This is a genomic window from Aneurinibacillus migulanus (genome assembly GCF_001274715.1).
GTDB lineage: Bacteria > Bacillota > Bacilli > Aneurinibacillales > Aneurinibacillaceae > Aneurinibacillus > Aneurinibacillus migulanus.
Genome location: NZ_LGUG01000004.1, coordinates 2,873,165 through 2,888,584, shown reverse-complemented (window position 1 = coordinate 2,888,584; position 15,420 = coordinate 2,873,165). Strand labels below are relative to the sequence as shown.

General features: G+C 39.1%; 16 protein-coding genes. 8 read left to right on the top strand and 8 right to left on the bottom strand.

The window, feature by feature from the left end; all coding sequences use genetic code 11:
- Window positions 1-200: 200 nt before the first annotated feature.
- Window positions 201-428, bottom strand: coding sequence for an RNA polymerase sigma factor (locus tag AF333_RS15755; protein ID WP_053432706.1), 228 nt, complete (start codon window positions 426-428; stop codon window positions 201-203).
- Between the two features lie 423 nt (window positions 429-851).
- On the opposite strand from AF333_RS15755, the gene AF333_RS15750 reads away from it, so the two are divergent.
- The 5 genes from AF333_RS15750 (at window position 852) to AF333_RS35425 (ending at window position 5,017) form a co-directional block, all read left to right on the top strand.
- Window positions 852-1,109: a hypothetical protein gene (locus AF333_RS15750; RefSeq protein ID WP_043066358.1), complete on the top strand. Its 258-nt coding sequence runs from the start codon at window positions 852-854 to the stop codon at window positions 1,107-1,109.
- Window positions 1,110-1,671: 562 nt separating this feature from the next.
- On the top strand, window positions 1,672-2,205 hold the full coding sequence (locus AF333_RS15740; RefSeq protein ID WP_043066360.1) for a sigma-70 family RNA polymerase sigma factor: 534 nt from the start codon (window positions 1,672-1,674) through the stop codon (window positions 2,203-2,205).
- On the top strand, window positions 2,195-3,478 hold the full coding sequence (locus tag AF333_RS15735) for a DUF4179 domain-containing protein (protein WP_043066361.1): 1,284 nt from the start codon (window positions 2,195-2,197) through the stop codon (window positions 3,476-3,478). The genes AF333_RS15740 and AF333_RS15735 overlap by 11 nt, the downstream gene beginning before the upstream one ends.
- Window positions 3,479-4,054: 576 nt before the next feature.
- Window positions 4,055-4,657 (top strand): hypothetical protein (locus tag AF333_RS35430; RefSeq protein ID WP_235496501.1); only part of this gene is annotated, 603 nt, incomplete at its 5' end.
- An 84-nt stretch (window positions 4,658-4,741) separates the two neighbouring features.
- On the top strand, window positions 4,742-5,017 hold the full coding sequence (locus AF333_RS35425) for a hypothetical protein (protein ID WP_235496500.1): 276 nt from the start codon (window positions 4,742-4,744) through the stop codon (window positions 5,015-5,017).
- Window positions 5,018-5,211: 194 nt separating this feature from the next.
- Here the strand turns inward: AF333_RS35425 and AF333_RS15725 are convergent, their stop codons facing one another.
- From AF333_RS15725 to AF333_RS15705, 5 genes are all read right to left on the bottom strand, one after another.
- Window positions 5,212-5,508 (bottom strand): LysM peptidoglycan-binding domain-containing protein, encoded by a 297-nt coding sequence (locus AF333_RS15725; protein WP_158502429.1) that lies wholly within the window; start codon window positions 5,506-5,508, stop codon window positions 5,212-5,214.
- A 140-nt stretch (window positions 5,509-5,648) separates the two neighbouring features.
- Window positions 5,649-5,861, bottom strand: coding sequence for a hypothetical protein (locus AF333_RS35420; RefSeq protein ID WP_043066364.1), 213 nt, complete (start codon window positions 5,859-5,861; stop codon window positions 5,649-5,651).
- A gap of 880 nt (window positions 5,862-6,741) precedes the next feature.
- Window positions 6,742-7,521: a TrmB family transcriptional regulator gene (locus AF333_RS15715; protein WP_043066365.1), complete on the bottom strand. Its 780-nt coding sequence runs from the start codon at window positions 7,519-7,521 to the stop codon at window positions 6,742-6,744.
- A 98-nt stretch (window positions 7,522-7,619) separates the two neighbouring features.
- Window positions 7,620-7,838, bottom strand: coding sequence for a hypothetical protein (locus AF333_RS15710; protein WP_074715551.1), 219 nt, complete (start codon window positions 7,836-7,838; stop codon window positions 7,620-7,622).
- Window positions 7,839-7,899: 61 nt separating this feature from the next.
- Complete coding sequence (locus AF333_RS15705) at window positions 7,900-8,154, bottom strand: nuclear transport factor 2-like protein (RefSeq protein WP_043066367.1); 255 nt, start codon at window positions 8,152-8,154, stop codon at window positions 7,900-7,902.
- A 750-nt stretch (window positions 8,155-8,904) separates the two neighbouring features.
- On the opposite strand from AF333_RS15705, the gene AF333_RS15700 reads away from it, so the two are divergent.
- The 3 genes from AF333_RS15700 (at window position 8,905) to AF333_RS15690 (ending at window position 12,043) form a co-directional block, all read left to right on the top strand.
- Complete coding sequence (locus tag AF333_RS15700; protein WP_043066368.1) at window positions 8,905-9,711, top strand: inositol monophosphatase family protein; 807 nt, start codon at window positions 8,905-8,907, stop codon at window positions 9,709-9,711.
- A 763-nt stretch (window positions 9,712-10,474) separates the two neighbouring features.
- Window positions 10,475-10,978, top strand: a complete 504-nt coding sequence (locus AF333_RS15695) for a YcdB/YcdC domain-containing protein (RefSeq protein ID WP_043066369.1) — start codon at window positions 10,475-10,477, stop codon at window positions 10,976-10,978.
- A gap of 63 nt (window positions 10,979-11,041) precedes the next feature.
- Window positions 11,042-12,043, top strand: coding sequence for a YcdB/YcdC domain-containing protein (locus AF333_RS15690; protein WP_235496499.1), 1,002 nt, complete (start codon window positions 11,042-11,044; stop codon window positions 12,041-12,043).
- 252 nt (window positions 12,044-12,295) lie between these two features.
- On the opposite strand, the gene AF333_RS15685 is transcribed toward AF333_RS15690, so the two are convergent.
- Both AF333_RS15685 and AF333_RS15680 read right to left on the bottom strand, forming a co-directional pair.
- A complete protein-coding gene (locus tag AF333_RS15685) occupies window positions 12,296-13,090 on the bottom strand; it encodes a polysaccharide deacetylase family protein (protein ID WP_235496498.1) in 795 nt (264 codons plus the stop codon).
- A gap of 718 nt (window positions 13,091-13,808) precedes the next feature.
- Window positions 13,809-15,420: DUF4179 domain-containing protein (locus AF333_RS15680; RefSeq protein ID WP_081003375.1), on the bottom strand; the 1,612-nt coding region annotated here is incomplete at its 5' end.

The following is a 15,420-nucleotide window of genomic DNA, read 5'->3' as shown; positions in this document are numbered from 1 at the left end:
CAATATGACGAAGTACAAGCACCGTTCGATAGTTTTCATCGAGCTCCATAATATACTTGTGCAAAACAGCATTTCGTTCTTTTTCCAAATAAATGGATTCCGGTGTTCTATGATGGACGAATGAATTCTCCTCATGACTACCGTTTTCCTGACTGATGTATGGGACACGTTTTTGTTTTCTCAGTTCATCGAGACAGTGATTAGTTGCAATACGGTATGGATGAAAAGCTGTAATCAGGTTTATAGCTTTGTATGTGGAAGTATGCTTTAATAAATACTTCTTGCGCTAAATCTTGTGCATCTTGTGGTCGACCTATCATTCCATACAAAAAGAAGTAAATCTTTCCTTTGTATCGGTCTACAATCTGATTGTACGCCTGCTTATTTCCTTGTAAAACGAGTTCAACCAGCTCCTGATCGCTAGACATGTTTGTCCTCCTTTCCAAAAGTGATGCTACCTTTTGCTTGTTCATTAGCTATAACGTACAATTTTAGAATATCTTTCTCATTTTCCTAAATTTTTTTGTGAAGACCATCTGTTTTATTTTCTATTAGGGTCACGTTACACACCCATCAGGTTAAGGTTTAGATATACAGAAAAATTGAGTAACTTAGCTTGAAGAAGCGTCGTTAATATGATGGAAAGATACGTATACGACACAAAAGACGAAGGTTTTCACGCCCCCTCCTTTCCCCCTTGGGTGGCCGTTACCGAGCCCACACCAGATGCAGACTCGTCCTGTTAGCTAAAAATAGGGTTTCACATCCTTTTGTCGAATGGTATTATCGGAAGAATATGGAGCATTTTACGAGTAGCATCCTTCCGAGTACATACCAGGAGGCACGATACCTTGGAGTATTATTTAATCGTTTATGAACCAAGGCCTGTTACGAACAAACTTAAATCTTCGACAGGATCTGCAGACCAAGAGAAACTCTATAAGGCAATCGAGGGTACTATCGCTAATTTAGGTCCGTATATCAGAGCCATGAAAAATTTATGGTTTGTTTATACAGACATTAGATCTGATGAAATCCTTTATAAATTCGAAGCATTAGTAAAAGATAAAGGGCTTATTTACATAGACAAAGCCATTTGGGATAATTAAAACCTGCCTCTGTCCTCTTTTTAGCATTCTTAAGAACGCTCACCTGTAGCACTTACAGTAAATCACTGAAATAAAACTTGCTGGTTTTCTTTTTGCGTGATATTTTTATTAAACGTGTTTGCTAAGCCGTTATGGAGCCTTCGCTCATAGCGGCTGTTTTTATGTGAAAATCGCTAGAGTACGAAATCTTTGTCGGCATATTTTTTGTTGTGACGAGAGATAGATGTAACTTTCTACCCCACTCCATTTGGACTTTTTCAATTACATGAGCCATAGCCAGCATCACCCCGAACCACTCACTAACACTCATAATCGTCTCTATGTACTAACCATTTTCCTTTCGGCTTTTTATTAGTGAATGTCGAGCCTGGTTGATTTGATTTAACATCTTTTCTATCCTCTCTTCCAGCTTCTCAAGCATCTGGAGTAAATCTTCAAGGAACTCTAAAGATGGGCATAGGATACCGCCCATCGCTATCAATCTAAAATTTTTTTATAAGTTGTAGAAAACTTTTTATCTTACTCTTTCCGTCTAATTTTATGTAAAGAAGGGAGGATGAGGATGGAGCAATCAATCATTTCGCTTATTCAACAAGCGACAAAAGGAGATTCAACTGCATATAAAGAGCTATTTCTGCAATATCAAGCGATGATTTATCGAACAGCTTACATATATGTCAATAATGAACAAGATGCACTAGATATTGTTCAAGAGACCGCCTATCGTTCACTTTTAAATATCCATCGTTTAAAAAATCCGGAATACTTCAAATCGTGGCTAATTAAAATAACGATTAATTGTGCAATTGATTTCCTACGTAAACGAAAACACACTACCACTTCATTTCTTAACGAATGGGATATGAAAGAATATGACCCTGATGTTGCACTTTCTGTTTCACTGTTAGAACTGGTTCAAAAATCGCTAGATGAAAAAGAAAAAAGTGTAGTTTTACTTAAATATTATTATGACTACACACTGCCCGTCATTGCTGAAATTCTTGATCTTCCGTTAAACACCGTTAAAACGATTCTGTATCGAGCCTTAAAACGATTACGAGTCAATGTAATGGAGGGTTCTTTGTATGGAGAATAATTTGAAAAGCGAGATGAACAATATTCCGTTACCGGCATCGCTTACGGAATATAGCGAACGAGGGTTAGAAAAAGCAATGCAAGAACAGGATAAAAATCGCTCTGTTCTCCATGAAGGTAAAAAAAATAAACGAAAAAAGGCAGGACTCTATATTGCAGGTTCAGCTGCACTTGTCATCCTCAGCGTTTTTACATTAGGGTTTATTTCACCGGTAATGGCCAATATTTTGAAAGATATCCCAATTGTTGGCTCCATTTTCAAAGCGGATAAAAATGAACTAAACATCGATGCGACAGCACAAAAATCACTGGACAAAATATATGAAGAGTTTCCTGAACTAAAAAATTACCACATGGGACTGATACTGAAGGGAACCAGAAAGCGTGTGTATGGTGTTGAACAGTGGGATATTACCTTTACAAAAGAAAAAAAGGAACTGAATACTACAGAAGATGATGCTAGTGTTGAAATTGAGATTAGTACAGGGGAAATTTTAAATGTTCATTTTCAGGATAAACAATTGGCTCCACTGCCACATGATCAGGCAGAACAGCAGGCAAAAGACTTTTTACAGAGATTTATTGGGAACGAGAGTAAGCAATATATTGTTCAACGATTTGAGGATAATACTCTGGGGACGACTGGTGGAACGAATGTTGTTTTTAGTAAAAAAATGCAACCGAATGAAACCTTTAAAACGATCTCTGTGCGATTAGGTGCAAATGTAGGGGTACGCACTTTCGCACGTGGACGCGTTGAGCCAGGTGATTTAAAAGGTAATCAGTTAAATAGGCAAGAAATACAATCTGCTCTAAATAAGCTATATAAAGTATATCCGGAAGCAAAACAACTTGAAGTCGTTCGTGCCAATCGAGGGAAAAGGGATGTAGGCAATTTAGGGAAATATGAAAGCACTCAACTATGGGTACAAGAAAAAGGAAAGAATGACTTTTTTGGATCTGTTGAATACGATTTATCCGGCAATCTTTTAAGTCTTAGTAAGTTTGAGACACTCCCCCCTACAGAAAAACCGCTGCCTGAAAATAGGGCAAAAGAAAAAGCAGCAGTACTAGTAAAAGATTTGTATGAAAAAAACTGGGGGGATTATGCATTCTCTCATGTTGAGATGAAAACTTTTAAAGATGAGAAGGGAAACAAAGATTCAATCACTCGCGTTTACTTTAAACATCTCAATATTCCTAAAAAAGAATTAGAAATAGCTTTTAACGGTGATGGCTCAATCGTATCTGTTACCAACTTTGAAAAGAAGTAAGATAAAAAATAGGAGGGAAAAACATTGAATATCAAAAAGACCACAGCAATATTTTTATCCATGAGTCTTTTAATTACAACACCTGTATTTTCCAAGGAGCCCCAAAAACCTGTTCAAACAACATCCATGCAAACACTAACAAAAATCGACGCAACAGCGCAAAAGTCACTGAACAAAATATATCAAGTATTTCCTGAACTGAAAAATTACCATATAGGAATGATACAGAAAGGAACCGGAAAACATGGGTATGGTGTTGAGCAGTGGGATATTACCTTTACAAAAGAAAAGAAGAAACTCAATACCCCACAAGGTGATGCTAGTGTTGAAATTGAGGTTAGTACAGGGGAAATTTTAAATGTCAATTTTCAGGATAAACAATTGGCTCCACTGCCACATAATCAGGCAGAACAGCAGGCAAAAGATTTTTTACAGAAATTTATCGGGAACGAGAGTAAGCAATATATTGTTCAACGATTTGAGGATAATACTCTGGGGACGACTGGTGGAACGAGTGTTGTTTTTAGTAAAAAAATGCAACCGAATGAAACCTTTAAAACGATCTCTGTGCGATTNGTTTTTAGTAAAAAAATGCAACCGAATGAAACCTTTAAAACGATCTCTGTGCGATTAGGTGCAAATGTAGGGGTACGCGCTTTCGCACGCGGACATACTGAGCTAGGTGATTTAACAGGTAATCAGTTAAATAGGCAAGAAATACAATCTGCTTTAAATAAGTTATATAAAGTGTATCCGGAAGCAAAACAACTTGAGGTCGTTCGTGCCAATCGAGGGAAAAGGGATGTAGGCTTTTTAGTAAAATACGAAAGCACTCAACTATGGGTACAAGAAAAAGGAAAGAATGGCTTTTTTGGATTCGTTGAATACGATTTGTCCGGCAATCTTTTAAGTCTTAGTAAGTCTGAGACATCGCCTCCTATAGAAAAACCGCTGCCTGAAAATAAGGCAAAAGAAAAAGCAGCAGTATTGGTAAAAGATTTGTATGAAAAAAACTGGGGGGATTATGCATTCTCCCATGTTGAGACGAAACCTTTTAAAAATAAAGATTCAATCACTAAAGTTTACTTTAAACATGTCAATATTCCTAAAAAAGAATTAGAAATAGTTTTTAATGGTGATGGCTCAGTCGTATCTGTTACCAACTTTGAAAAGAAGTGAGATAAAAAATAGGAGGGAAACCCCATCGTATAACTGATATGAAAAACCACACCTGTTGATTATCCATAGATTGGAAGGAATAAGATGCACGCGTCGGCGTGCTCCCTCATCTTTTTCTCGCAAGGAAGAGATACGGCCGCTTTGTGGCACCAAGGCCGAACCGGCAAAACATCAGGGTTTTTCGAGTGCGGGAGACGAACCGCCGCCCGTTTGGGGCACGGTGTGGTGACGATCCAATCTGGATCGTACTGGATAATCAACACCATTGATGAAAAACAGAAAAATTTCGTTTTAAATACTGCCTGTAGCCCGAATAATGGCTGCTTTGAAAAAAGCTCCTTATTCGGGCTTTTTTTGTGAAGAAAGGAACTGTTGAATGCGTTGATTGACCTTGATTACGCCTTGCCAGCTTCCTTATTCCATATAAAACCTGCTCAAATCTGCCACAACAACTGAAGACGCCCCCGTTTACGTTCTGCCCACATATACTCGTAATCCTCGAGATAATTTCCTTTATACAGCTTCAAGGCATGCTCATACTCCGCAACATTAATTTAGGGAAGATACACGTCTTGACCAATGGAAAGTTTATTGTAATTTTTTATGTGTGGATTAGCTGTTAATAAATCTTTCAATGGAATTTTAAAAGCAGTAGCAATCGAACTCATACTATCCCCTTGTTTTACTTTATAACTAACAATCCCTTTTGTCATTACAGGGGGTCTCTCAACCTCTACGCTTCCGCCCACCATCTCCTGTGATTCTTTTGCTAAGGCAGGAACGGAATAAACAAAGAAAGAAATAGTAATAGGAATAAGGAATTTGGCAATTCCATAACCCCACTTCTTCATCTTCCCCTCCCCTTTTGTTATCTCGCGTACAGCACCAGAGTGTTCAGACCTATTCATAGGTATAATAAACGATTCCTTTTTCACTTTTATTTTATACTCCTTTAACCTTTAGCTAAATAATACTATTTAATGCCTGTTGCTTATTTTATTGCTACTAACTGAACAAATTCTGAACAAATTGTCATCTCTATAAAAAAACGCAAAATATTTGCAGGTATAAGTTTCTTATTTACCCAAATATCCGGATAGTATTGAAGTTGCATTTTTGCTTCATATCCAAACTTAATATGCATATCAGACCATATGTCAGCCTGAGATTGCTTTTTTAATTCATCATATAAAATGGTAAGCATTAATCTATGAGACTTTGTTTCTCTCGCTGTTTGCTTTTGATATCTCTTTTCTGCTTTCCCTGCTATTTTTGCGTCTACACATGCCTCAGATTAATAATGAGAAAAGTAGCTTCCCCGATCATCTCCTGATTTTACAGTAAGTCGAGCCTTGTAATATATGTAAATTCGGTCCTCGTAATGCTCATTTTTGGACCGTCAAAACCACACCACTTGACCAAGAGAGAACTAGAAATTCGCCACTAAATCAGGGTATTGGTGACTTGAAACCTGCTCCAACAGCAGATAGAAACAACTCGCTTTTTGATTACTATACATGGAACGACGGAACGAAAATTGCAAAAACTTAAACAGCGATGAAATAATTCGAATTATTGTCTATGAAAGCAGGGCACTTTCAACTTCAAAGGAAATTCAAGATGAGGATTCCAAAGAAAAAATCATTCATGCTTACAAAAACAATTTTTACAAGAGAGTTGAACAAGGATTCAATATCTATATACATCTGATTGGCCTTTCTTCTGCTGGAGCGCAGGGCGCATCCAACCTCTTCTTTTTTCCGAATCTCCTCCTTCCAACCACATTCCCCTGTCAAAATATCAAGTGTAATTTATATAGTATCTGAAAAAAATACAATAAACAAAAGCTCGTTTTGCTTGGCTGTTCCTGGGGAGCATACTAGGGATTACATTCATCAAACAATTCCCTGAAGAGATCGCTTATTTTATCGGCGTGGCACAAGTTATTTCCACGCTTAAAAATGAGCGTGTTGGCATTGAATAGGTTGTTTTCATAAAGAGGTTTCCTTTTTTTACCCTCTTTTTAGAGGTGTTATAAAATACTACTAATATAAAATTAAAAAAAAGGAAATACTCTTCATCCTTCACAAGTATTTCCGATAAGAGTCAATAATGCGTTCATAATGATTTCCGTACTTATCCGCCAGTTCTTTGCTAAAATCCCGCTCAATCTGTTCCATAATGACGTCGTGATAAAACGCATTTTGCAATAGTTCAATAAGGGAAGGATGATCGGTTTCTAATACTGTAGGTTTGAGCTCTTTACCAAAGCTGCCAAGCAGGGCAGAACGGGTGTCGCAGAGAATAGAAAATTTTCTGGCACCAACATTCTTCCACTCATCGCTCCTTTTGTGCACCAGAACATTCTTCAGACATGTATGGCATTCACCGATCGAAATCAGTGTGATAGCAAGGCCGCGTTTCTCCGCTTCCACCAGCGGTCCTTCCACCCAGTGAACATCTTCAGACCAAATATCGACCACAATGCTCTTGTCTGCATTCGAGACCAAACGCCGAATGGCTGTCTCAATCGCTTTGTCACCTTGCCAGCTATAGAATGATGGAGATGTCCGAGGGGGCGAGTGCAGTTGCTCCAGAAGCGAGCGGGTTGTTTGTTCAAATTCTGATTGTAACAATCGAACAAGCTGTTCAATCGGTACGGCATCGTAGAGAACAGGTTCTGATTCTATCACTCGGCACATGCCTTTGTCCGTTAATGAACGAAGTGCTGCGTATACATTTGTTCGGGAAACAGAGACTTTTTTGGCCACCTCATATCCAGATATCTTTGGCTCCTCATGAAGCACCAAGTAACATCTTGCTTCCAGATCTGACAAACCGATTTTACGAAGCTCGTCAATCAATGTATGTACCTCCTCTCTTTCATTGTGCGTATTTTGAAATACTACTATAATTTATTGTAAAAGTCAACACATAATATCCCCAATAAATGCCTTAATCCTTAAATAACTACAGGCATTTTTAGATCTTTTTGCAATGCTGCTGTCACGGTTACTACGCATCTTGCTTGATGTTTGACCGCTTCCCAACCCTCCGCATCAAAAATACCGTTGTTATCCATGGTTACGCTTATACTATAAAAATTGCTTCTAGCTTCTATAATCGAGAGATCGGTGAAGTCCGGTGTTACGACAATCGCTCCCCAATGGTACATACTCATATACAGTGAAAACAGCGTCGCTTTCGCCCTTCATGCACATTATTGACGCTCGTCATGGCTGCTACTCGCCTTGCAAAGAAGCAAGCGCGCCCTGCAAACGTATCTCCTTATACAAGGTAATCCGACCGTCCATCACGTGCAGCAAGCTGATATAGGATTGTAAATACTCATATCCGTTCTGTTTCACTATACCTCTGCCATCCATCTCTGCAAAGTACAATTCCTCTCCCTCTTCGCTAGCCGCATACACATGGATGCTGTAAAGCTCCCTTGACGAATACATCCCATGCTCTTTTCCGACAAACTGCTCAAGCAATTAAATCAGCTTTTCCTTGCCAACAATCCGATGACAGTACATTTTCTCTCCGGCGGGAAAAATCTGAATTTCTCCGGATATTATCATCCTTTTATGCCGGTTGGCCTCACCAAAGATTCGCAACTTTATAGGTTCCCGAAAGCCATGCATGATAATTACATGTTTGGAGTTCAACGAGGCGTCGTACGCTATTCAGCATGAAAAATAGTTGAAGCACATTGTTCAGATGTTTTTCTGGAATACCGCAACCATGATCTTTGACACAAAAGACAACGAAAGTACTCTCCGTATAGACATTGAGGCAAATGATTGTATCGTTGTCCGAAGCCTTCTCAACGCAACTTCCACTCTTACCAACACTTCCAAAAGATCAAAGGGTTTTGTGATGTAATCTTCGGCTCCCAGCCGCAAACCATGAACCTTGTCTAAAACACTAGCCTTGGCGGTCACAAAAATAACTAGTATATTTTTCTACTTATGCATTTCCAACAGCTTGTATCTATCAAGTTCAGGTAACATGATGTCAAGCATAGCTAGGTGATAACAGCCTTCTTCCAAATACTGCTTAGCCATGTTTCCATCCGATGCATATGTAGGGACATGTTAATGAGAGTAAATCGTCTGCTCTTTCATCTTCATCATACAAAGCACTTGACACTTCTAGGAAGTATATGTAGTATTTATCCATACCACTAATAAGTAGTATGACATTGTACTACTAAATAAAATCATAGAAAGGAAGAAATAACGATGACCTCAATTGATGTCGATTTTTGTAAAAAACTACTAAAAGCTGTAGGAACAGGTTTGAATGAGAAATGCAAGCGAGAGGAACGCTCGTCCTCTGTTACCGATTTGTTTAATCAATTCGAATTATCGAATGACTGGGCTACCAACCAGATAAAAGTTGCAATGGCTGAAAAATATCCTAATATTCATTGGTCCGATTCAGAGTTTGAGACACAAAACCAACAAAAAGTCGAATTTCAAGGTGAGTATTGGATTTGTGATGCGATCGATGGGGCAGTACAATTTTTGCAAGGAATTTATTCCTATACTATTTCCCTGTGCCTGGTCCGCGATGGCCAGCCAGCACTTTCCTTTGTATATGATCCAAGTCACGATGAACTGTTTCATGCGGTTGCGGGTGAAGGAGCTTTTTTAAATGGTAAGCGAATTAGCGTGGCTACCAAGGAAAAGCTAGAGGAAGCAATCGTTTCTACAACTCCCCCATCCTTTCCGACCAAAGAAATCGAGAGTACCAATCTCACTCTGAAAGGATTTGGCCAAATCATCCCTAGGGCATTTGCGGTCAGAATGCTTGGGTCTGTCTCCCTTCAGCTTGCCTACACCGCCTGCGGACGACTGGATGGATACTACGAATTCGGAGATGAATTCTATAATTGGATAGCAGGTGCCTTATTGGTGCAAGAGGCTGGCGGAGTCGTTTCTGATCGTGAGGGGAATAGCTTTAGATGGGGTGCATCCGGGATTATTGCATCTAATCCTGTCCTCCATCAAAAAATGAAAGAGGAACTGCACGCCATCTATTTTTAAGGAATAGACAAAAATTAAACAAGGGAAACCCACCACGTTAGAATAGGAACCTGGCGCACCGGTGGATATCGCTTAGATTTCACCTTTGAGCCGTGGAATCTATCTATATCACTAGAAACTTCGTCGCTGGAACGGCGAAGTTTCTTTTTATCTTGTACCTCTGGATTAAAGGGGCTAGGCTTTTATACATTGGTTGACAACATCTATGCGCTGTCATGGCGTTAGTCGCAGAAGATTTACGCGCAGCCTATCACCAATAGCATCTAACTCCTTGTCCCGCTGTATATAAATGAAATAAAGGGGCAAACACGGAAAACCCTGTAGCAACAAATAAACGCTGTTACAGTTTTTTTACATACGAGATTAAATCAATTGTTAATCCTCCTCCTATCAGAACGCCAAAATGTCTCGAATCTCCTCCTCTGTGAGCGTTGATAAGTTATCGGGGTCTGGATGGATAAGCCTCCATACGCAAGTCCCCCCAATGGCTAACATGATGATTTACTGTTGACAAACTTACGCCAGGTTACTTTATCTAACATCTAATCGCAGAAGCTAAGTCTAATATAATTACAGGAAGCTTTAAGTAATAAGTTAAATACGTCTTCCCTACACCCGAAAGATCATATAAAAGTAGGCTTGCAGGAGGTTCAACCAAGGAAAAATTTACATATTTTTGCTACGTTGCGCTGATGTTTTACGTATAACCTCTATGAGATATAAAAAGCTTTGTTTAAATTAGAACTAAATCATGGAGGTATATATGTCAATCGATTATGAGACACTCCGAACAAAAGCAAAAACAATTGTCATGATTCCAGATCATTACCGACTGGAAATGGAAGATAACACACCCAAGGGCAATGAGAAATACCGATCCTTCATTTGGGAGGATCCTGAAAAAAACGACTGCAAAATTGAAGTTGCGCTAGACCTGGAAACCGGGGATTTGATAAGGCTGGATATCGATATGGAAGATAAAAATACAGGGAACCAAGACAACTCCGAAGAGGACGCGAGGGCGATCGCTGACGCTTTTCTAATGAAACATAATCCCGATCATACAGCATTCACTTGGGTAAATATCGAAGAGAGACAAAATTTTCGATTTATCACCTATAGGGAGGAAGTTGGGGGACTACCGCTTCCCGATACGGGCTGTGAAATTACACTGGATAATAGCTTAAACATTATCAGATATCAATCTGAACAAAAAACCGCCCCTAGACCAAAGTGGCCTGATAGCATTGTTGAGCAAAAAACGTGAGACAACAAGTGTTAAGTGATTTACAAATGAAACTGACAATGGTTACCTTGTATCCTTCTATGTATGAAATGGAGGGAACACAGCCTGAATATCGGCTTGTCTATGAAGCGATTCCGGAGCGTCGATCATTTTGGAATCGAACATTATCTGATGCCTCCTAGTCACCCAATTGCTCCGATAGAAAGGGATGATACCGATAGCTTGGGTGATACACTAACATTCGAAGAAAGCGAAAAGGGAAAACAGCCACTGAATCCGAATGATCCAAGTGAGGAGTTGATCAAAAACATCGCAGCCTGGGAGATGCTTGGTATCGATCCAAAGTTATACGTGCTTGAGAAATCGAAGGATGACGATGAGAGGATTAAATTGTTGTATAAGCTTAAGGAGGAAGTAGATGAAGAGCCGGAATCAGAGACACTTTCTGTGGATGCTTACATGAAGCGTAAATGGGGTGATTCGCTACGAAAACTAGAATCCTCATTTATAATTCAAATCGAAAAATCGACAGGGTGTTTGGCAGGGTTCTTCCACTGGACTGAAGAGGAAAAAGAAACTACTGCAACTGCATCACTGACCCGGAAGCAATGCTGGGAGAAGGCGGAACAGTTTTTGCAGCACGTTTTTCCGGATTATACTTCTTACCTTCAGCTCGAAGTTGATCAGGAAAACATGGATGAGGAACTGCGTGATCACGAGTTTTTCTATCTACCTGTCTACATCGGCAATATCCCTGTTAACCATGAACGGGCCATGGTTAGTGTCAGTACTTTAACCGGAAAAATCTGCAGCTATATGGGAGTCTCTTATGAAGAAATTCTAGAACTGGCAGAGAGGAACTTTTGTCCGGTGCTTACACCCGAAAAAGCGTTTGATCGATACAGTGAGCATGTTAGCATCCGACTTAAATGGTTTAAAGACCTAGACGAGAATTCCCCAGTTTACCGCCTGCTCTATGAATCTACCACAACTTGTCAAGCGGATGTTCCTTTGAGCGTTGACCGTAATCGAGAATTAAAATATATCGATGCCTGCAGCGGTGAGCTCATTTGGCAAAAAGTATGATAAAAAAATACACTAATACGCCAGAAATATCGGGGCCGATTTCCCCTACTCTTAGGGGGAAATCGGCTATAGTTTCCTGCTGTATTTCGCTATGCTGCCATTAGATGATACAACTATTCCATTGATAGTTCCTTAGCGTTTTTGCTTTGCTGTATGCAATAATCCCCCTTGCAAACTTAGTATTTACAAGGGGGATTTTCTCTTGAGAAACTTTATATAGAGAGGAAAATATACTATCATTTGAAGCAATTTTTATTCATCATAACTCCTCAGCTTCTTTATCAGTTCTCCTGAAGAAACATTTGGAGCTCCGGCATTAATTCGAAGAACTTTTTCTTGATGCGCTTTATTTATTCCTTCTTGGGTTGTAAAAAAGAGGCGAATATTATTCTCTCTTCCTATTTTTAATACGGTATCGTTATACGCACCAAATGGGAAGCAGAGAAGGGATTCATGGTTGTTTAATTCCCGCTCCAGGCGTTCGTTTGCAAACTGAATATCATCTTCTATCCGATATTGATATTCACCTTCGTTCTCCATCCTTTTCTCTTTTTCCTTGTATATTGGTGTTATGAACGCAGGGTTTGTTTCCCCTTGCTCGTTTACGTTACAGAGCGTATGCTGGTCATATGTATGGGAATAGAAGCTCATGCCGTTTCGTTTCATTTCCCGCATGTCCTTCCAAGTAAGGTGTGGAAGTGCCTTTGGATTAGGTATATCAGTTGCTTTTACAATGATAAAGTTTGTAGCGGTGTAACCGTACTTTAGTAGCGTTGGGTACGCCTTCGAATAGAAGCTCTTATAACCATCATCAAACGTAAGAAGAACCGCATTCGGCGGCACGCTTTTATTGTCTTTCATAAAGGCAATAAATTCATCCATGGAAATCACATTGTAGTTGTACTTCCTCAATTTTTTCATATGCTGTTCAAAAAGTTTCGGTGTAATCGTAGCATCACTTTTTATCTTTTCATCAATATGATGATAGGTGAGCACAAGTACCTTGTTTTCATAGTGAGTATATGGTGTGAGCTGTGGATACAACAAGGCACAAATAAAAATATAAAGCAAATAACAGATTTGTCCATCGTTTTTTCTCTCTCATATGGTTACTCTCATCCACTCCTTATGATGATTCGTTTGTTTTTATGTTCGCGGATGGAGAGCTTTTTCTCCAACTCCCTGTACAGTTGTCATAAAATGAAGTCTGCCGCCTTTGGTAGAGTAAGACATGTCATTGCCAGCGGTTTTGTTTTCTAATCTCATCCAAACAGTGATGGTATGCAATTTTATAGAACCATGTAGAAAAGGTCACTCGCTCAGAGTGACAGGTAACTAAATCATAGACAAAAATATATTTACCGTAATAAAAATGGAACCGAATAGCTATACCTGTAACTGCCACGATTTGCTCATTATATGGGGCATACAACTGATAGCCAACCTTTACCATCTCATCTAAAAGTTCAAGATAACTCTTTTCGTTAAGATGAGTTCATCATTCATTTATCACTGGAAACACCTCTAAATATTCCGGCTATGTTTTTAATTACAAACAGCGTCCTTACTCCTCATTAGAATATCGGACACTACGAGAAGGATTCAGTCGTATGCCTGTCAAGTTAAAATTTCATTGCATCCCCAGAACGAAATTTTTAGGCTTTCTTGTAACAAAAAAGCTTATTTTTTCGTTTTGGGGGTGACTTATTTTCCTAGGTTGATGGCGATATGGTTCTTATATAGAAAGAACAGGGACAGCTCTCCTTTATTTACCTAAAGGGATATCCACTTTCCAATCAACATCTCGGTGCTGTTTTTTTACAGTATGATAGCTCAGGGTAAGTTCCTTCGGTTGATGTTCTATGTCTTCAATAGCCATTACTCCTTCGATGTGTACAAGACCATTTTCATCTTTCGTTGTTTTGGTTACCAGTGTTTGATCCTTATCACCATGAGCCACCAGGTAGTCGCCTGAATATACCTGATGTACTTTTCCTGTTTCGTCCTTTACCGACCAGACATCAGTACTCATAATATCCTTGGCTAATGTTGCTTCATAGGTAATGAGTCCACCTTTAACTTTAATCTTTTCTTTTATGGAAGCATCTACATTGTTCAATTCCCATTCTTTTAATTTGAAATCCTTAAATGTGAATGTATTTCCAAAGGTATCCTTCTGGGTGAACGGCTTCCTGCTAAGATTGGATAGATTTAGTTTGGCCTGGAAATCTGTCACTTCGTTCGTATAGATAGCATGCAATTTAAATGTAAGCTTCTTTGTATCTCTAATCGGCAGAAACGAATTCCTAAATGTATAGTTGCTTTGTACGTAACCACTCTCCATACTTCCTGTATCTATACCTATTGCTTTGGGTACACCAAAATCGTCACGACCGGCGATAACAGTGCCTCGCTCATCGAGGAGTTGATAGGCAAATCCAGTGTTTTTCAAAGCATCGGCAGCATGGAAAGAAGTAAGATCGTCACCTTCCTTGAAATCGTTGAAATCACCACGAAACCCTTTTTCCTTAGAAATGTTTTGTATTTTCTCTTCTAATTCTTTTGTTTGTTTTGCTTCGACCGATACGAGCGTTGCGCTAGGAAAAATTTCTATATTTTTGAGATTAAGAGACACTCCCTGTGGTGATGTGTATTTTTTATTAATAGAAATTAGCTTAGTAGCCACATTTGCTTTCGTCATATCCACCGGGATTTTAAGTTGCCATTTCCCCTCTATATTACCGATTTTATTGAAGGTAAGGTGAACGAGCATCTCGGTAGGCATTGGATTCTGTTCAGTAAAAACACCCTCCATATTACGCGTAAAGATGATATAATCACCATACTGAGTACTGTACCAGTCAGAGTCAGTAGGATACCAGTTGGAGTCATCAGGCTCTGTACTTTCAAATTGTTTTTTTTCTGATTTGTCTGTAAGAATTGATTTTTGTACCCCTTGTAAAAGGTCATTAGGGGATATTTTTTTACCATTTTGATCTTTGGCATCAATAATTACTGCAAGAGCAAGAGAATCAACGAGGATTTCTTTTGCCTCAATGGTGATGCCTTTATCCATGACTTTCATATCAAGCTTCTGCGAGAACCCCTTTTCGGCGGCAATTTTGGCACCTTCATAGCTATCTTTCCCAATGTTAAACAAACTGTTTACATAGCTCGCAAATGTTGGAGAAACAAAAATCCCTAAAGAAACGGCCACTATTAGCCCTGCTACAGCAATGGTCAGTTTTTTTATAATATGTAACCCTTTCTTTTTTCTCCGGTTTTCCAAATCCGTTGATTCTCTTGCCTTTATTTTACTTTCAATTTCATAAGTAAAAGAATCCGGTAAGGGAGGAATTTCATTCAGCTTCGAATTC